A 17,568-nucleotide genomic window follows, 5' to 3' on the forward strand; every position below is an offset into this window, starting at 1 on the left:
ATGGCTCGAACCACTTCTGTGCGCCTTCTTCTGGCGACAGTTTCCACACTCGCACTTGGTCCTGTTGCACATGCCCAGGAAGGGGCATCACAACCTGAAAACGGTGCCGAAGTCACCGAAACAAACGTGCTCGAAACGGCTGTTGTTCTTGACGCTATCACTGTGACAGCAAGCAAAGTCGAAACCACGGCAATTGATGCGCCCGCATCTATCTCCATTGTGGATGACGAAGAGCTTGATCGTTATCAACCTGAAAATCTTGGAGATATCCTGCGTAGCCTGCCGGGTGTGGATACATCCGGGGGGCCGCGCAGCACAGTTCAGATGCCGACCATTCGCGGTTTGACCGATGACCGTGTTGTGATCCGCGTGGATGGTGCGCGTTCTAATTTCAATTCTGGCCACAAAGGCGGGCTTTTCCTTGACCCCGAGGTTCTAAAGCAGGTGGAGGTTTTCCGTGGTCCGGCATCGACCATGCAGGGTACCGGTGCTCTTGGCGGGGTGCTGGCACTTGAAACCGTGACGGCCGAGGACATGCTGGAAGATGGGGAACGTGTCGGGGGACGTGTTAAATCGGGTTATGCGTCGGTTGATAGTGCAGTGACGCTTAATTCCATGGCCTATGCCAAGCCGACAAACGGATCAGATGTTCTTGTATCGGTGTCACACAAGAACAGTGGCAACTATGAAACTGGTGACGGCCTGAAAGAAGAATATACCGATGACAATTACATCAACGGTTTATTCAAGGGATCCATTGATGTAGGTGAAACCGGTAATTTGCATTTGTCGTTGCAACGCTATGCGGATCACCACGTGATACCGGCATCGCCGGATAGTGCCATCGGCTCCAATACGGTGATCGTCAAACGCAAGACACGTCAAACCGCTGGTGTTCTAGGTTATGATTACTATTCTGCTGGCAATGATCTGGTTGATGCCAAGGTCAATCTGTATGGCACTCATACAAATTTGCGCGAAAGTGCTTTAAGCGAAACACGGCTGGACGAGCGTGACCTTGTCACCCTTGGTGCAGAAGGCAGCAATACTTCACGCTTTGAACTTGGTTCGACGAACCTTGCGGTAACGCTGGGCGGCGAAGTGTTTGAAGACAGTCAGGAAGGGCGCCGCAACGGGGAACCGACAACAGGATTCTACCCAGATGCAGAGATGCTGATTTCAGGTGTTTATCTGGACAACCAGTTTGATCTGACGGATGCGCTGCAGCTTACTGCCGGTGTTCGCTATGACAGTTTTGATTTGTCATCAAGCTCGGGCAATAGCAGGACTGACTCTGCACTGTCTCCGCGTTTCTCTGCGAGTTACCGAGTGACAAACTGGTTGCAGCCATATGTTAGCTACGCGGAAGCTTTCAACGCTCCGTCGCTTAGCCAGCTTTATAATGATGGTGTGCACTTTGGCCTGAATAACTTTGTACCAAACCCCAACCTTGAGGCCGAAAAGGCACAAACCTGGGAATTCGGGACCAATTTCAAGGCAGATCAACTCTTTACCAACCGTGATAGCCTGCGTGCAAAGGTTGCTGTCTTCCGCAATGAAATTACTGACTATATTGAGCAGTCTGTTGAGGGTGGCGGCGGACCCGGCGGTACAACGACCAGCAGTAACCTGCCGGAAGCCGAAATCAAGGGTTTTGAGGCAGACATCAATTACGACACTGGTGTGGTCTTTGCCGGGTTAGCAACATCCATACTGCGTGGTGAAAACAGCGAGACCGGTGAAAACCTGTCCAACATTCAGGGTGACAAGCTGAGCCTTTCGGGCGGTTATCGCCTGATGGATTACGGGCTTGAGCTCGGTGGTCGTGCAACCATGGTCGCCAAGCAGGACCGTATGCCCGACGATACCGCAGATCGCGGTGGCTATACCCGTCTTGATCTCTTCGCGCGTTGGGATGCCAGCAATTATGTCGACGGCCTGCAGGTCAATGCAGGTATCGACAACCTGCTCGATCAGACCTACCGCACCAGTGATGCGATCATTTACGAGCCGGGTCGCAACTTCAAAATTTCCGCAAGCATGAAATTCTAAGCCAAAGAATCAGACGAAGCAGCTTCTGCTTCGTCTGATCTTGCAGGAGGTACAAACGCCATGAGTGAAAACAATTTCAAGAATGCTGCCGAAGCCTGGGCGGCCTTTGCCGCAGGTGAGGCCAAGGGATATGCCGTCGATATCGCAGCCGAGCTGGACCTAAGCGAAGGTGAGCTGGTTGCAGCAGGCATCGGCACCAACGTCGTGCGTCTTGATGCCGATTGGGGTGATTTCGTTCCCCGGCTGGAAGAACTGGGCCAGGTCAAGATCCTGACGCGCAATCCAAGTGTTGTGCATGAAAAGATCGGAACGTTCGGCAAGGTCAGCATCAATGGTGAGATGGGCCTGGTGCTTAATCACGATGTTGATTTGCGCCTGTTCCTTGGTCATTGGGGGCATGCGTTTGCGGTTGAAACCAACAATCCGCGTGCTGGGCGCCGCCGCAGCCTCCAGATCTTCGATCATGACGGGCGCGCCGTTCACAAGATTTTCCTGACCGGGCAGTCCAGTGAGACCGCCTATGACCAGTTGATCAGTGATTTCAAGGCGGACAACCAGTCGCCGGGCATCGAGGTCCTGCCGCCCTTGCCAAAGGCCGTCACACTTCCGGATCAGGATGTCGATGTTGAAAACCTGCGGGCCCACTGGCGCCGCATGACGGACGTCCATCAGTATCACGGGATGCTCAAGGACTTTAATGTTGGCCGACAGCAAGGCATGCGTCTGGCGGGGCACGAATTTGCCGAACGGTTAAGTCGCGACGCGCTGAAAACCCTGCTTGAAAAGGCCTCGGAAAGCGGCATTTCGATCATGGTCTTTGTTGGCAACAGCGGTGCCATTCAGATCCATACCGGTCCGATCAAGACCATTCGCGAAATGGGGGACTGGATCAACATCATGGATCCGACATTCACCCTGCATTTGCGCATGGATCAGATTTTCGAAGCATGGATTGTGCGCAAACCGATCCGCGAAGGCGTTGTCACCACAGTTGAGCTTTATGACGCCGATCTGAACAATTTCGCGATCTTCTGTGGGGAGCGCAAACGCAAGGATCCGGAAAATCCCGACTGGCAGAAACTGGCCGAAAGCCTGCCGCGTCTGGAGAACAATGTGGCAGCTGTGGCGGAGTAACCAATCGATGCGTCATTTCACCGGATTTATTTTCGCGATCATCGGCTTTGTCGGCCTTTGTATGCCTGCCTTCGCCGATGAAACGCCCCAGCGTGTCATCACTGTCGGGGCGCCCGCGACCGAGATCGTCTTTGCCCTTGGCGCTGGCGATCGCGTGATTGCGACCGATACCACAAGTACGCGCCCCGAGCCGGTGCCAAGCCTGCCAAAGGTTGGCTATATGCGCCATCTGGCGGCCGAGGGCATCATTGGCCTGAAACCGGACTTGATTGTCGCGGTTGAGAAATCAGGCCCGGATGTTGTGCTTTCTGAACTGACTGATCTGGGTATTCCGATTGTCATCCTGCCGTCCTTGGCAAAGATGGAAAATCTTCCGGGTGCCATTGCGCAGGTGGGCGATGCTTTGGGGCGCACGGATGCAGCGCAGGCGCTTTCTGATCGGGTAGAAGCCGATCTTGCCGAACTAAAGGGCGATGATGGCACGGATCGGCCAAGCATCGTGTTTCTGATGGCGGTTGGTCACGGCAAGCCGATGTCGGCTGGGCAGGAAACCACGGCAGATGAAATCATCACTATGATCGGCGGGGCCAACAGTATGGCGGGCTTTGATGGGTTCAAACCCGTCTCGCCCGAGGTGATTGCATCGGATGCATCGGATTATGTGCTGGTCACCCAGTCGACCCTTGATCAGTTGGACGGGCTTGAGGGGCTTCAGGCCCATCCGATCCTTGGCCTGAACAAGGCGGTGGCGAACGGTCGGGTTCTTGCCATTTCGGCCTCAACCATTCTTGGTTTTGGTCCGGCATCCGCCAAGGAAATTCGCGATCTTGCGGCCCATCTTCACAGCATCGAACAGGGGGCGTGATCACGGTGAAGCAAAGGGTCGCCGCACTGCAGACGCAGCTGCCGGTCAATCGATCGGGGCTGTTTCTGGTGCTTTTGATGATCGGGCTATGTGTCGCCACCGTGATGTCACTTGGCATGGGTGGGGTGGAGATTTCTGTTGGTGATGTGTTTGTCCATTTGGCACAGCGTGTCGGCGTTGCCGAGGGTGGCATTGATGCATTTGATGCCCGCATTCTTGATAGCCTGCGCCTGCCAAGGATCCTGCGCGCAATCATCATCGGGGGCGGTCTGGGCCTTGCCGGGGCGGTGATGCAAAGCCTGTTTCGCAATCCGATTGCCGATCCGGGAATCATTGGTGTTTCGGCCAGTGCGGCCTTCGGGGCGGTGAGTATGATTGTTGCAGGCCACCTGATACTGGGCAGCTATTACGCGATCATTGGACCTTACGGTGTTCCGGTTGCGGCCTTTGGCGGGGCGGTTCTGGCAACGGTCGTGATCAGTATCCTGTCACGTCAGGATGGGCGCACCGATGCGGCGATCATGTTGCTGATCGGTGTTGCGATCAATGCCATCGCCTTTGCCGGGGTTGGTGTCTTTACCTATATGGCCGATGATGCCCAGTTGCGCAGCCTGACCTTTTGGCAGATGGGGGCACTTTCGGGTAATGGTCCGACCGATATGCCAGCCCTGATCGTGATGGTATTGGGCATTGCCTATCTGATCCGGCTGGGTACGCCGCTTAATCTGTTTTTGCTGGGCGAGGCCGAGGCGCGCCATCTGGGGGTTGAGGTCGAGGATCTTAAACGTCGCGCCACTGTTGTTACCGCGCTCGTGGTTGGCGCAGCGGTGGCGGTTTCGGGCATTATCGGGTTTGTCGGGCTGGTGGCCCCGCATCTGGTGCGGCTGGCGACGGGGCCTGATAACCGGTATGTCCTGCCCGCATCGACCATGGGCGGGGCGATCATTCTGACGGCGGCTGACGCGGTGGCACGCATCATTGTGCTTCCGGCCGAACTGCCCATCGGGCTTGTCACCGGCATTGTTGGTGGACCGTTTTTCCTGGGATTGTTGATCGTTGAGAAGAAAAGGCGCCGCCTATGACCCTGATGGCGCATAAGGCAGATTTCAAGGCGCGTGGGCGTTACCTGCTGCGTGATGTGTCAATCACCGTTGAGCCGGGCGAGGTTCTGGCCATCCTTGGGCCGAACGGGGCGGGAAAGTCCACCTTGCTGAAGGTTCTGGCAGGTGAACTTGCGCCAAGTGGCGGCAAGGTTTTCCAGAATGGCCGCCCTCTTTCGAGCATTTCGGCGCTTGATTTGGCGCAGGAACGCGCGGTGATGCCGCAGGCCGCCTCGATGACTTTCCCATTCACCGTGTTTGATGTTGTCGCACTGGGTCGTGCGCCCTATCGCAAGGTGTCCACCCGCCAGTTTGATCAGAAACAGGTGCGCCGTGCGATAGAGCTTGCCGATATCACCCATCTTGCAGATCGGGCCTATCCGGCCCTGTCAGGTGGGGAGAAGCAGCGTGTGCACCTGGCACGTGCGCTGGTGCAGCTTTGGGGCATGAAGGATGCCAGTCAGAACAGCGCAACAAGCAGCGAGGGCGCCGAATCTGCTGCGCGTTTTCTTCTGCTTGATGAACCGACCGCCGGTCTGGATGTGTCCCATCAACATGCGGTTTTGGACCTTGCCCGGCGGGAGGCAAAGGAATGCGGTGTCGGGGTTCTGATGATCCTGCATGATTTCAATCAGGTCCTGACCTATGCCGATCAGGTTGCCGTTCTGAGTTCCGGTGAAGTCGTTGCCAAGGGATCGGTACCAGATGTCATGACACCAGACTTGTTGTCATCGGTGTTCAAAAGCCCGATCCGGGCCATCAATGACCCGGCCGGCGGTGTGGTGCTGGTTAGTCAGTCAGCCTGATATCCCCCCGATATCAGGCGGCTGTGCCGGACGGGATGGTGCGACCATCCTGTTCGGTCCGGCACGTGGCAATCAGCCAGTCGCGAAACGCGCGGACCGCAAAGTTGTTTTCCTTTTCTTTGGGATACACAACGTAATAGGCGTGCTGATTGGGAATCGCGACATCAAACGGTGCCACCAGACGCCCGCTTTCAAGTTCTTCGCGCACCAGAAATTCCGGCAAAAGCGCCAGCCCAAGCCCCGCCACAGCGGCCTGAATGACCATGTGGAAATGCTCGAACCGGGGGCCGGCCAGTTCATCGACCACGCCAACGCCCGTCGCCGCCAGCCAATCCTGCCAGGCGCGCGGGCGGGTGGAATGCTGTAATAGGGTACAGTTGCGCACCCGTTCGCGGGCAATCGGCAGGTCGTCATTTTCCTTAAGCAGCTTGGGCGCACAAACCGCAATCAGGGTTTCCCCCATCAAACGATGCGTCACACAGCCGGGCAAGTTGTCTTCGCCAAAGTGAATGGCGATATCAATACCCTCACGGTCGAAATTGAATTCCCGTGTCTGGGTAATGAGATTGAGCTGAATATCAGGCCAGGTCGCCTTGAAATCACCAAGGCGCGGCACGAGCCAGCGGGCGCCAAAGGTCGGTAGCGTTCCGACATTGAGCATCCCGCCCGCATCGGAATAGGCCATGACCTGCAAGGTGGCGGCTTCTGCCCGATCCAGAAGATCGCGCACCTGGGCGGCATAAGCTTCACCGGCGGCGGTCAATTTCAGGCGTTTCTTCACGCGGCGAAAAAGATCACGTCCGAGATATTCCTCAAGCGCACGGATCTGCCGGCTGATCGCGCTTTGTGTGACATTGAGTTCCTCGGCCGCCCGGGTAAAGGACAGATGGCGGGCCGAACTTTCAAAGAATTGCAGGGCGGTAAGGGATGGTAGGACGCGGCGCATGGCAAAACCAGTTCATAACAAAAAGGAATGATATGGTGCGAATATATCGTTTGTTTGCTTTTCATCCAAGACATAGGATTTTAACTGGTTCTACGCCCCCTCGCGCCACCCCGTGAAGCGTTTGGGCCGAAAGCCAGCCGCGCTGGAATACTGTTACTTTGGAATGTTTTGGAAGGATAGCTCCCCATTCATTCAGTAACGGTATCTGGCGCAATCGTGCAAAACACCGGACCATCAAGGGCCGGACGACAACAAATTGCATCGGGTAGAAGGCAAGAATGGGTTCTGTTGACGAAAATTATGATGTGATCATCGTCGGTGGTGCGGTTGTTGGTAGTTCCATCGCATGGCATCTGACAGGCCGCGATGATTTCAAGGGCCGGGTTCTGGTGATTGAAAAGGACTCGACCTATGAGTTCTGTTCGACTGCCCTTTCAGCCGCGTCGATCCGCCAGCAATTCTCGACCCCGATCAATATCGAAATGTCGGCCTATGGCATTCAGTTCCTGCACAACCTGAAACGCGATCTTGATCCGGACGTCGACATTGCCCTGCATGAAAAGGGCTATCTCATTCTCGCAACTGATCAGGGCCGCGATATCCTGCGTCAGAACCATGCGACGCAAACCGAATTTGGCGGTGACATCGTCTGGATGGAACCCGATGATTTGGCTGCGAAATACCCGTGGATGAACACATCCGATCTGGCAGCCGGTTGCTGGGGCCGCAGCGGGGAGGGCTGGTTTGATGCCTATTCCCTGATGCAGTCATTCCGCAAACAGGCGCGCCGTCGCGGTGCCGATTACATTGACGGCGAAGTGGTCGAAGTCCTGCGCGATGGTGATCAGGTCACGGGCGTGGTTCTGAAAGACGGTCGTCGTTTCGGCTGTGGCCAGCTTGTGAATGCCGCGGGCACCGGTGGATCAAAGGTCGCCCGGATGGCGGGCCTTGAAATCCCGGTTGAGCCGCGCAAACGCTGCATCTTTGTCTTTAATTGTCGGGACGCCGAAGACATCAACGCGTCCTGCCCGATGCTGATTGACCCAAGTGGTCTTTATGTCCGCCCGGAAGGTGAGTTTTTCATCACCGGCATTGCCCCGCCCAAGGATCGCGATCCGGAATGCTGGGATTTCGATGTCGATCATAGCCTGTTTGACGAAATCATCTGGCCCGGCCTGTATGAACGTTGTGAGCGGTTCGAAGCCATCAAGGTCGTTAATGCCTGGGCGGGTCATTATTCCTATAACCTGCTTGATCAGAACGCGATTCTGGGCCGTCACACGGATGTTAAAAACTTCATCTTCGCCAACGGGTTCTCGGGCCATGGCCTGCAACAAAGTCCGGCGGTCGGTCGTGGCATTGCCGAGCTGATCACGACAGGCGGCTATGAAACACTGGACCTGTCGGTGTTTGGCTATGAACGCATTCGCTATCACGCGCCGGTGCTTGAACTGAACGTTATCTAATTCATCAACAAAAAGGTCGGAGCAGCCCCACATGCCCCGTGACGAAAACACCAAACCGGCCCAGGACAGCACGCAGATGCGCGATCGCGCCAGCAGTGCGGTGTCGGCTGGCGTACGCAATGTGCACCCGGTCTATCTGGACCGCGCCCTGAATGCCGAGGCCTGGGATGTCGAAGGCAAACGCTATATCGATTTCATTGGCGGGATCGGTGTTTTGAATGTCGGGCATCGCAACCCGGTTGTGATGGACCGCGTTGCCACCCAGTGTGAACGCTTTACCCACAGCTGCTATAACGCGCTGCCACATGAACCTTATGTCGCGGTGACCGAATGGCTGGCGGCAAACTGCCCGATTGAAGGCCCGGCAAAATCCATGCTGACCAATTCCGGGGCAGAGGCGATGGAAAATGCGCTGAAGCTTGCGCGCGCCTTTACCGGCCGCACCGGCGTGATTGCGTTTGAGGGCGGCTTTCATGGTCGAACCCTTGCCACCTTGGCACTGACGGGCAAAACCAAACCCTATAAGACCGGGCTTGGTCCGTTGCCGGGACCGGTTTGGCATCTGCCATATCCTTGCCCGGAAACGGGTGTATCGGTTGATGATGCGATGGCTGCCATCGCCAAGCTGTTTGCCGTTTCCGCAGATCCGGCATCGGTGGGGGCTGTGGTGATTGAACCGGTGCAGGGCGAAGGCGGTTTTCGGGCCGCCGATGGTGAATTCCTGATAGCCCTGCGTCGCCTGTGTGATGAAAACGGCATGGTTCTGATTGCTGATGAAATCCAGTCGGGATTTGCCCGAACCGGCAAGATGTTTGCCATTGAGCATGCCGGGGTGTCGCCCGATATCCTTGTTATGGGCAAGGGCATTGGCGGGGGGTTCCCGCTGGCAGCCATCACCGGTGCCGAGGATGTCATGAATGCGCTGGCCCCGGGCGGGCTTGGCGGTACCTATTCGGGCAACCCGGTGGCCTGCGCGGCGGCAACAGGTGTGTTTGAGGTTCTGGAAGCCGACAAGCTTCCGGCGCGCGCCAAACAGCTTGGTGAAAAATACGCGACCCACATTGCATGGTTGCGCGATCTGCCCGGTGGGCATGTGATCGGCAATATGCGCGGGATCGGCGCGATGCGGGCTTTTGAGTTGATTGCAGATGACGGCAAACCGTCACCCAAACGTCTGCAAACCTTGTTGCAACTGGCCCGGGACAACGGGCTATTGTTAATGCCAAGTGGTGAGCACGCCAATGTGGTGCGCCTGCTGGCACCTTTGACCATTCCGTTTGATCAGGTTGATGAGGCCTTTGCCATCATCGCCAAGCTGCTGCCCAAAGTAGCTGACATCAAGGATTGAACAGAGATCGAATTTGCCGGTGATCCGCGCCGGAAAGTTTAAAACAAAGGGAGTTTTACTGTGAGCTACAAATCCATTCTGACCGAACTTGGTCTGTCCGAAGCCGAGATTGCCAATGGCACGCTCAGTGTTCAGACCCCGGTCGACGGTTCGGAATTCGCAAGTGTTACCGAAACCACTCCGGCCGAGATGACCGATGTGATCGGCAATGCCAAAAAGGCATTCGGCGCATGGCGTCAGATGCCGGGCCCGCGTCGCGGCGAGCTGGTGCGTCTTCTGGGTGATGAACTGCGTGCCGCCAAGGAACCGCTGGGCCGTCTGGTGTCGCTTGAATGCGGCAAGATCTATCAGGAAGGTCTTGGCGAAGTTCAGGAAATGATCGATATCTGCGACTTTGCCCTTGGCCTGTCGCGTCAGCTTTATGGCCTGACCATCGCGTCCGAACGTCCGGGCCACAAAATGATGGAAAACTGGCATCCGTTGGGTGTTGTTGGCCTGATCACCGCGTTCAACTTCCCGGTTGCACCGTGGGCCTGGAACACCGCCCTTGCACTGGCTTGCGGCAATGCCGTGATCTGGAAGCCGTCGGAAAAGACACCGGTCACCGCCATGGCGTGTCAGAAGATCCTCGAAAAGGCGATTGCCAAATTCGGTGATGCCCCGGCCAATCTGCACCAGGTCGTTGTCGGTGATCGCGAAATCGGTGAAATCATGACCGACAGCCGTGACGTCGCGCTGATTTCGGCAACCGGTTCGACCCGCATGGGCCGTGAAGTTGCCCCGCGCGTTGCCGAGCGTTTTGGCCGTACCATTCTTGAACTTGGCGGCAACAACGCCATGATCGTGACCCCGTCGGCCGATCTCGACATGACCGTGCGTGCGGTTGTGTTCTCTGCTGTTGGCACCTGCGGTCAGCGTTGCACCAGCTTGCGTCGTCTGATTGTCCACAAGGACGTCAAGGATCAGCTGCTGCCGAAAATCATTGCCGCGTACAAGTCGGTTTCGATTGGCGATCCGTTGGCTGATGGTACCCTTGTTGGTCCGCTGATCGACGAAGAAGCCTACACCAGCATGCAGACCGCCCTTGGCAATGCCAAGAAGGATGGTGGCACCGTACATGGTGGCGAGCGTACCCTGGAATCGGAATACCCGAACGCGTTCTATGTCACCCCGTCGGTTGTTGAAATGCCGGGTCAGACCGACACCGTGAAGCACGAAACCTTCGCACCGATCCTCTATGTCATGACCTACGAGACCCTTGAAGAAGCCATTGCGCTTCAGAATGACGTCCCGCAGGGTCTGTCGTCGTGCATCTTCTCGACCGATCTGCGCGAAACCGAACTGTTCCTGTCCTCGGTTGGTTCCGATTGCGGTATCGCCAACGTCAATATCGGCCCGTCCGGTGCGGAAATCGGTGGTGCCTTCGGCGGTGAAAAAGAAACCGGTGGTGGTCGTGAGTCCGGTTCGGACGCGTGGAAAGGCTACATGCGCCGCGCAACCAACACCATCAACTATTCCCGCGAGCTGCCGCTGGCTCAGGGCATCAAATTCGATATCTGATCAGACAATCAATCTGGTTTGATCCAAACCCCGCCGGTTCGCTGGCGGGGTTTTTCTTTGCGCTATTTTGCAGTAGAATACGTTGTATTACCTTGCAAACATTTTCCAGTCGGAAGGAACGATCATGAGCAAGGATACCTTGGCAGTCCGGGTTGATCCTGCGTTGCGCGAACGTCTCGACAAGTTGGCCGATGCCTTTGGTCAAACACGGTCCAGTATCATCAATGATGCGCTAAGACAGTTTGCCGATCATCAAGAATGGCAAGTGGAACTGATTGCCGAACGTGCCCAAAGTATCGCTTCTGGTAATGCGACGCTTGTTGATCATGAGGATGTGCTGGCCGAATTTGACGAACGGTTTGCTGGCAAGAAGGCACGATGAGAATTGTCTGGGACAGCAGGGCTGTCGAAGACCTGAAAGCCATTCTTGATTATATTGATGACCGCAATCCGACTGCGGCGCTCAAGACCTATCAGTTGATCTCAGGATCGGTTTCACAGCTGGCAACCCATCCTTTTATTGGGCGGGTTGGCCGGGTTGCCGAGACGCGCGAAATGATTGTAAACGGCACACCTTATCTGGTTGCTTATGCAATTGATGATGGGGCGATCACCGTCATCGCGGTGTTGCATGCTTCGCGCCGGTGGCCTGAATAATTCTGAAAATAAAAAAGCGGCCCCCTGAAGGGACCGCTTTCTTTAATCTCGTCACAAAGCTTGGGCAGATTAGCCAGCTTTGGAGAAGCGCTCTGCGACATATTCCCAGTTTACCAGGCTGTCGAGGAAGGCTTTGACATAATCCGGGCGCGCGTTGCGGTAGTCGATGTAGTAGGAGTGTTCCCAAACATCGCAACCGAGCAGCGGGGTCTGACCGTGAACAAGCGGGTTTTCCGCGTTCGGGGTTTTGGTCACGACCAGCTTGCCGGATTTATCCATTGCCAGCCAGCACCAGCCCGAACCGAACTGGGTGACGCCAGCCTGAATGAAGGCTTCTTTGAAGGCATCGACAGAGCCGAAATCTTCAACGATTTTCTTTTCGAGTTCACCCGGGATGGCGCCGCCGCCATTGCCCTTCATCATCTGCCAGAACTCGATATGATTCCAGTGCTGGGCCGCGTTGTTGAACAGGCCTTCTTTGGAAGCGTCGCCATAAGAAGCAACAACGATTTCCTCAAGCGACTTGCCTTCAAGGCCCGAACCTTCGAGCAGCTTGTTGCCGTTCACAACATAGGCGTTGTGGTGTTTGTCATGGTGAAACTCGAGAGTTTCAGACGACATGACCGGTGCAAGCGCGTCATATGCATACGGAAGTGCTGGGAGTTCAAATGCCATGATACAGTTCCTCGACTTTCATTATTAATCTGTGCGGTAACGCAACATATCCCTTTTTGCGCCTTTGATAAAAGTGAAAATCCCGTGCAACATGTTGGCAAGCTTTGTTGCAGGCGTGATCGGTGCATCAGGCGCGTTACCTGCGATCTTTTATCTAGCGCGCATTGGCGTTTATGCAATGCGGGGCTGCGTTACCTTTTGATAGATCGATATATGATGAACATTCCTGTGCCAAAAACGTTCCCGTAAATCGCGGAAATTTTTGACAAGGCCGGACATGGAAACAGGCAGTTCTGCCTATTCCTTATAGAGTCCGACCATCTTCTGGCTTTCGTCGCCATTTGTAAGGGTAACGTCATATTCTCCACGCTTGAGCGCGGAGATGTCGATCTTGCACGGGAAACGGACGCAATCGCGTTTGATCGCAACAGTGCCGTCTTCCTGATGGCTGAGTGTCACTTCACCCTTGGCCATTTCAGAATGAATGGTGACGCTGTCCGTGGTTGGTTTCGGTGCAGATTTGATTGCAGCCAGCGCGGCTGTCGTGATCGTCATAAGACCAATCAAGGCAATGGCAACCGGCTTGCTGCGCAGAGATCTAAGCATGTCTTCCTCGCGCGGTTGTGCTTGGTTCATGCGTAGTAATCTGAACTGCGAAGCCGAAAAATTAACGGCGCAAATGGGGCATTTCCGTGCCGATAGCATCACTTGGGGCGTGGCAGCCATGCGTCTGGCGCGCACAAGTTTCCGCCCGCTAGGCCAGATGCCCCCGCGCTGATCTAAGCTTTTCTGCGATATCTGCGGTGGCCTTTTGCGGATCAGCCTGCCCACAGATGGCGGACACAACCGCCAGCCCATCCGCACCGCTTTCAAGGACGGCCAGGACATGCTCCCCTTTAAGCCCACCAATCGCGACCGAGGGCAGGCCAACCATCCGCGCCAGCCTTTCCAGCCCGTCAAACCCGATGGCCGGTTTGTGGTCTGGCTTGGTTGGTGTAGCAAATACCGGGCCGATGCCGACATAATCGACAATGGTGCGGTCAACCTTTTGCGCGACCTCTTCGCTTTCGATCGACAGGCCGATGATCTTGTCCGGGCCAAGGCGTTCGCGCGCGATTTGCGATGGCATGTCATCCTGCCCGACATGCAACCCATGCGCGCCAATCGCAATGGCGGCGTCGATATCGTCATTGACGATCAGTGGCACATTTGTGCCTTCCATCGCCTGCATCAATTCCCGGCCAACGCGAATGAGGCCGTCAGTTCCGGCCTCCTTGTCGCGCAGCTGAATGATGGTGGCCCCGCCGGCAATCGCGGCCATGGTGGTTTCCACCATCGAATGGTCCCGGCACAGATCAGGATCAAGCACAAGATAGAGCGACAGATCAAAGGACGTCATTGCGGATCGATCCGAAGGTTCTTGGCGTAGGTTTCACCGTCAAGATTGTGCAGGCCATCAATAAAGGCAGTCATGAAGGATGCCGGGCCGTTTGCCGTCTTCGCCGCGATCTCGCCGGCCACGGCAAAGTTGCCAAGGGCCGCAATGGTGGCTTCAAACGCCTGATCGGGGGCAACGGCGACATAGGCACCGACAAGGGCGGTCAGCGAGCACCCGGTAGCGGTGATTTTCGGCATCAGGCCCGAACCGCCGGCAATGCGCACCGAACGCGCGCCATCGGTGACGAAATCGACCTCGCCCGTAACCGCAACAACGCAACCTTGTGCACTCGCAAGGCTGCGTGCGGCTTCTTCTGCCTGTTCGACCGGATCACCACTATCAACGCCCTGACCGGCACTTTGACCGCCACCAAGGGCGATGATTTCCGATGCGTTGCCACGAATGACGGTGGGTTTGAGTTTCAAAAGTTCTGCCACAGTGCCGCGGCGATAACCGGTGGCAAAATGGGCCACCGGATCAAGCACCCATGGCTTGCTGGCCTGATTGGCCGATTTGGCAGCCGCAATCATGCCATCGACCCAGTTGGGTGACAGGGTGCCGATATTGACGGTAAGCGCACCGGCAATGGCGGCAAATTCACCGGATTCTTCAGGTGTGTGGACCATGGCGGGCGAGGCACCGGCTGCCAACAGGACATTGGCGGCATAATTCATCGCGACATAGTTGGTGATGCATTGCACTAACGGATTGATCGCACGCATGCGCTCAAACAGATCAGTCGCGGTCTGGGAAATTACGGTCGTCATGTCGAGGCTCCAATGCAGAACTTTTGCGGTTGGAGACCCAGTTCGAAGTCGGAAAGATGGAGAACGTCGTGGTCCGCGTTCGCACCGTCCCTACGCCAGTATGAACTGGATCAGGTTCAAAGGGTCACTGCGCGGCAGTTTCTCAGCCCCCTGTCGGGGCTCCCCTTGGTGAGTGCTCAACATGGGTTTTATTGCGCATTCTGTCAATTCATCCGATGGCACGCGCCCGGCAAATCAGAAACGGCGGAATGGCATCTGCCCATCCCGCCGTTTCCATCGTTTCAATTTCGTGGGCCAGCCTACTTGCGACGTTCCATCGCGGCCTTGAGTGCCGCTGCCATCGCACCCCCGTCTCCGCCGGAATTGCCCCCGGAATTGCCGCGGCCCTGTCCACCGCCTTGAGGGCGATTACCCGATGAATGCTGCGGCCGGTTGCCGCCACGCGGTGCCGCACCGCGATTATCCGCGCGCTTTTCACGCGTCCCTTCGTAATCGGGGGCTGATTTCATCGAAAGCCCGATGCGTTTGCGCGGTGCATCGACTTCCATGACGGTGACCGAGACAATCTGACCGGCCTTGACCACCTGACGAGGGTCTTCGACAAACTTGTCGGCCAGCTGCGAGATATGAACAAGGCCATCCTGATGCACGCCGATATCCACGAACGCGCCAAAGTTTGTCACGTTGGTGACCGTGCCTTCAAGCTTCATACCGGTGCGCAGGTCCTTGATCTCATTGACACCCTCGGTGAATTTGGCGGTCTTGAATTCCGGGCGCGGATCACGGCCGGGCTTATCGAGTTCGGCGATGATGTCGCGGATGGTCGGCACGCCAAATATGTCATCGGCGAAATCTTCGGCCCGAAGTGTTTTGATAAAGCCCGAATCCCCGATGAGATCGGCCAGTGGCTTGGCGGCCTTGGTACTGATCTTTTCGACCAGCGGATAGGCTTCCGGGTGTACGGCCGATGCATCCAGCGGGTTGGTCGCCCCGCGAATACGCAAGAAACCCGCACACTGCTCAAACGCCTTTGGCCCGAGACGCTCGACCTTTTTAAGGTCGGTACGCGACTGGAACGCGCCATTGGAGTCGCGATAGCCGACAATATTACGTGCCAGCGTCTCTGTCAGGCCAGCGACACGGGTCAGAAGCGGGATGGAGGCGGTATTAAGGTCAACACCCACACCGTTCACGCAATCCTCAACCACCGCATCAAGTGATCTGGCCAGTTTGGTTTCCGATACGTCATGCTGATACTGCCCGACACCGATCGACTTCGGTTCGATCTTGACCAGTTCTGCCAGTGGATCCTGCAGACGGCGGGCAATCGATGCCGCCCCGCGCAGTGACACGTCAAGATCGGGGAATTCTTCAGCTGCGAACTGGGATGCGGAATAAACCGACGCGCCGGCCTCATTGACGATGACTTTGGTGGCCTTAAGGGCCGGAAAGCGTTTCAGAAGCTGACCGGCAAGCTCGTCGGTTTCACGTGAAAAGGTGCCATTGCCAATCGCGATCAGTTCGATCTGATGACGGGATGCCAGGGCGGCAAGGGTATTAAGTGCCCCTTCAACGTCATTGCGCGGCTGGAAGGGATAAACCGTTGCGGTATCGACCAGCTTGCCGGTGGCATCCACCACCGCAACCTTGACCCCGGTGCGCACACCCGGATCAAGCCCCATGGTGGCCTTTTGCCCGGCAGGTGCGGCCAGCAACAGGTCCTTGAGGTTGTCGGCAAACACCTTGATCGCACCTTCTTCGGCGGAATCGCGCAACGTGCCAAACAGATCAAGCTCAATCGACAGCGACAGTTTGACGCGCCATGTCCAGCGCACGGTATCCATCAGCCACTTGTCAGCCGCACGTCCCTTGTCCGCAATGCCGACATGGGCGGCGATCATGATTTCGGCCCGGCCCGGCTGGCTACGCGGACGGTCTTCGTCTTCTTTGCCAAGGGTCAGTTTCAACTGCAGGATGTCTTCATTGCGCCCGCGGAAAAGGGCCAGTGCGCGGTGCGACGGGCAGGTTTTGATTTTTTCGGAATGCTCGAAATAGTCCGAGAATTTCGCTCCTTCGGCCTGTTTACCTTCGATGACAGACGCGGTGATTTCACCCTCATTCCACAAATGGTCACGCAGCTTGGCAACAAGGTCGGCGTCCTCGGCAAAGCGTTCCATCAGAATCTGGCGCGCGCTATCAAGGGCGGCCTTGGTGTCTTCCACGCCCTTTTCGGCATCGACAAACTTGGTTGCCTCGGTTTCCGGATCAAGGGTTGGTTCGTTGAACAGGCTATCGGCCAACGGCTGCAGCCCGGCTTCGCGGGCGATCTGGGCCTTGGTGCGGCGCTTTTTCTTGTAGGGCAGATACAAATCTTCAAGACGGGTCTTGGTATCGGCCTCGTTGATCTGGGCTTCAAGTTCCGGGGTGAGCTTTTCCTGTTCGCGAATGCTTTCGAGCACCGATGCGCGGCGTTCTTCAAGCTCGGTCAGATAGCGCAGGCGGTCTTCCAGCGTACGAAGTTGGGTATCATCAAGCCCGCCGGTTTTCTCTTTGCGGTAACGGGCGATGAACGGAACGGTGGAGCCTTCATTGAGCATCTCGATGGTGGCAATGACCTGTTCCGGACGAACCGAAAGTTCTTCGGCGATACGCTGGGGAATTGGACGCATGGTTTCTCCTTGTTTTGCTCGTATGCTTGGAATAGCGGCTTTGCGCGTCCTCGAAAAGAGTCTGTTTTTCTCAATTTTTCGGACG

16 protein-coding genes and 1 riboswitch are annotated in these 17,568 nt (G+C 56.4%); of the genes, 10 read left to right on the forward strand and 6 right to left on the reverse strand.

Annotated elements, in window-relative coordinates:
* Genes ACXAIA_RS02240 through ACXAIA_RS02260 form a run of 5 tightly spaced genes read left to right on the forward strand, consistent with a single transcriptional unit; the run spans position 1 to position 5,957 of the window.
* A complete protein-coding gene (locus ACXAIA_RS02240; protein ID WP_475347908.1) occupies positions 1-2,052 on the forward strand; it encodes a TonB-dependent hemoglobin/transferrin/lactoferrin family receptor in 2,052 nt (683 codons plus the stop codon).
* A 60-nt stretch (positions 2,053-2,112) separates the two neighbouring features.
* Entirely contained in the window at positions 2,113-3,186 is a 1,074-nt protein-coding gene (locus ACXAIA_RS02245) for a hemin-degrading factor (protein WP_475347909.1), read from the forward strand.
* Positions 3,187-3,193: 7 nt separating this feature from the next.
* Positions 3,194-4,051 carry a heme/hemin ABC transporter substrate-binding protein gene (locus tag ACXAIA_RS02250; protein WP_475347910.1) on the forward strand — a complete coding sequence of 286 codons (858 nt, stop codon included), beginning with the start codon at positions 3,194-3,196 and terminating at the stop codon, positions 4,049-4,051.
* 5 nt (positions 4,052-4,056) lie between these two features.
* Positions 4,057-5,133 carry a FecCD family ABC transporter permease gene (locus tag ACXAIA_RS02255; RefSeq protein ID WP_475347911.1) on the forward strand — a complete coding sequence of 359 codons (1,077 nt, stop codon included), beginning with the start codon at positions 4,057-4,059 and terminating at the stop codon, positions 5,131-5,133.
* Complete coding sequence (locus ACXAIA_RS02260; protein ID WP_475347912.1) at positions 5,130-5,957, forward strand: heme ABC transporter ATP-binding protein; 828 nt, start codon at positions 5,130-5,132, stop codon at positions 5,955-5,957. The genes ACXAIA_RS02255 and ACXAIA_RS02260 overlap by 4 nt, the downstream gene beginning before the upstream one ends.
* A 13-nt stretch (positions 5,958-5,970) precedes the next feature.
* Here ACXAIA_RS02260 and gcvA read toward each other — a convergent pair whose 3' ends face one another.
* On the reverse strand, positions 5,971-6,903 hold the full coding sequence (gcvA, locus tag ACXAIA_RS02265; protein ID WP_475342897.1) for a transcriptional regulator GcvA: 933 nt from the start codon (positions 6,901-6,903) through the stop codon (positions 5,971-5,973).
* Positions 6,904-7,181: 278 nt separating this feature from the next.
* Here gcvA and ACXAIA_RS02270 point away from each other — a divergent pair, with 278 nt between their 5' ends.
* The 5 genes from ACXAIA_RS02270 to ACXAIA_RS02290 all read left to right on the forward strand — a co-directional run bounded on the left by ACXAIA_RS02270 (position 7,182) and on the right by ACXAIA_RS02290 (position 11,934).
* Positions 7,182-8,369, forward strand: coding sequence for an NAD(P)/FAD-dependent oxidoreductase (locus ACXAIA_RS02270; RefSeq protein ID WP_475347913.1), 1,188 nt, complete (start codon positions 7,182-7,184; stop codon positions 8,367-8,369).
* A gap of 31 nt (positions 8,370-8,400) precedes the next feature.
* Positions 8,401-9,717, forward strand: coding sequence for an aspartate aminotransferase family protein (locus ACXAIA_RS02275; protein ID WP_475347914.1), 1,317 nt, complete (start codon positions 8,401-8,403; stop codon positions 9,715-9,717).
* A 60-nt stretch (positions 9,718-9,777) separates the two neighbouring features.
* Positions 9,778-11,277, forward strand: a complete 1,500-nt coding sequence (gene amaB / locus ACXAIA_RS02280) for an L-piperidine-6-carboxylate dehydrogenase (RefSeq protein WP_475347915.1) — start codon at positions 9,778-9,780, stop codon at positions 11,275-11,277.
* A 124-nt stretch (positions 11,278-11,401) separates the two neighbouring features.
* On the forward strand, positions 11,402-11,659 hold the full coding sequence (locus ACXAIA_RS02285) for a CopG family ribbon-helix-helix protein (RefSeq protein ID WP_475347916.1): 258 nt from the start codon (positions 11,402-11,404) through the stop codon (positions 11,657-11,659).
* Positions 11,656-11,934, forward strand: a complete 279-nt coding sequence (locus ACXAIA_RS02290) for a type II toxin-antitoxin system RelE/ParE family toxin (RefSeq protein ID WP_475347917.1) — start codon at positions 11,656-11,658, stop codon at positions 11,932-11,934. Before ACXAIA_RS02285 ends, ACXAIA_RS02290 begins: the two co-directional genes overlap by 4 nt.
* A gap of 69 nt (positions 11,935-12,003) precedes the next feature.
* Here ACXAIA_RS02290 and ACXAIA_RS02295 read toward each other — a convergent pair whose 3' ends face one another.
* From ACXAIA_RS02295 to ACXAIA_RS02315, 5 genes are all read right to left on the reverse strand, one after another.
* Complete coding sequence (locus tag ACXAIA_RS02295) at positions 12,004-12,609, reverse strand: superoxide dismutase (RefSeq protein ID WP_475347918.1); 606 nt, start codon at positions 12,607-12,609, stop codon at positions 12,004-12,006.
* Positions 12,610-12,906: 297 nt separating this feature from the next.
* Positions 12,907-13,245 (reverse strand): hypothetical protein, encoded by a 339-nt coding sequence (locus ACXAIA_RS02300; RefSeq protein WP_475347919.1) that lies wholly within the window; start codon positions 13,243-13,245, stop codon positions 12,907-12,909.
* 118 nt (positions 13,246-13,363) lie between these two features.
* Positions 13,364-14,008: a thiamine phosphate synthase gene (gene thiE / locus ACXAIA_RS02305; RefSeq protein ID WP_475347920.1), complete on the reverse strand. Its 645-nt coding sequence runs from the start codon at positions 14,006-14,008 to the stop codon at positions 13,364-13,366.
* Positions 14,005-14,814, reverse strand: coding sequence for a hydroxyethylthiazole kinase (gene thiM, locus ACXAIA_RS02310; protein ID WP_475347921.1), 810 nt, complete (start codon positions 14,812-14,814; stop codon positions 14,005-14,007). Before thiM ends, thiE begins: the two co-directional genes overlap by 4 nt.
* Positions 14,815-14,884: 70 nt before the next feature.
* Positions 14,885-14,990, reverse strand: a riboswitch (TPP riboswitch).
* 123 nt (positions 14,991-15,113) lie between these two features.
* A complete protein-coding gene (locus ACXAIA_RS02315) occupies positions 15,114-17,483 on the reverse strand; it encodes a Tex family protein (protein ID WP_475347922.1) in 2,370 nt (789 codons plus the stop codon).
* Positions 17,484-17,568: the final 85 nt, after the last annotated feature.

This window comes from Thalassospira sp. ABL2_045 (assembly GCF_056161285.1).

Coding starts and splice junctions, on each gene's coding strand:
- ACXAIA_RS02300 (WP_475347919.1), bottom strand. CDS start 13,245: ATGAACCAAGCACAACCGCGCGAGGAAGACATGCTTAGATCTCTGCGC.
- gcvA (WP_475342897.1), bottom strand. CDS start 6,903: ATGCGCCGCGTCCTACCATCCCTTACCGCCCTGCAATTCTTTGAAAGT.
- ACXAIA_RS02275 (WP_475347914.1), top strand. CDS start 8,401: ATGCCCCGTGACGAAAACACCAAACCGGCCCAGGACAGCACGCAGATG.
- ACXAIA_RS02290 (WP_475347917.1), top strand. CDS start 11,656: ATGAGAATTGTCTGGGACAGCAGGGCTGTCGAAGACCTGAAAGCCATT.
- thiE (WP_475347920.1), bottom strand. CDS start 14,008: ATGACGTCCTTTGATCTGTCGCTCTATCTTGTGCTTGATCCTGATCTG.
- ACXAIA_RS02245 (WP_475347909.1), top strand. CDS start 2,113: ATGAGTGAAAACAATTTCAAGAATGCTGCCGAAGCCTGGGCGGCCTTT.
- ACXAIA_RS02250 (WP_475347910.1), top strand. CDS start 3,194: ATGCGTCATTTCACCGGATTTATTTTCGCGATCATCGGCTTTGTCGGC.
- ACXAIA_RS02260 (WP_475347912.1), top strand. CDS start 5,130: ATGACCCTGATGGCGCATAAGGCAGATTTCAAGGCGCGTGGGCGTTAC.
- ACXAIA_RS02315 (WP_475347922.1), bottom strand. CDS start 17,483: ATGCGTCCAATTCCCCAGCGTATCGCCGAAGAACTTTCGGTTCGTCCG.
- thiM (WP_475347921.1), bottom strand. CDS start 14,814: ATGACGACCGTAATTTCCCAGACCGCGACTGATCTGTTTGAGCGCATG.
- ACXAIA_RS02295 (WP_475347918.1), bottom strand. CDS start 12,609: ATGGCATTTGAACTCCCAGCACTTCCGTATGCATATGACGCGCTTGCA.
- ACXAIA_RS02240 (WP_475347908.1), top strand. CDS start 1: ATGGCTCGAACCACTTCTGTGCGCCTTCTTCTGGCGACAGTTTCCACA.
- ACXAIA_RS02270 (WP_475347913.1), top strand. CDS start 7,182: ATGGGTTCTGTTGACGAAAATTATGATGTGATCATCGTCGGTGGTGCG.
- ACXAIA_RS02285 (WP_475347916.1), top strand. CDS start 11,402: ATGAGCAAGGATACCTTGGCAGTCCGGGTTGATCCTGCGTTGCGCGAA.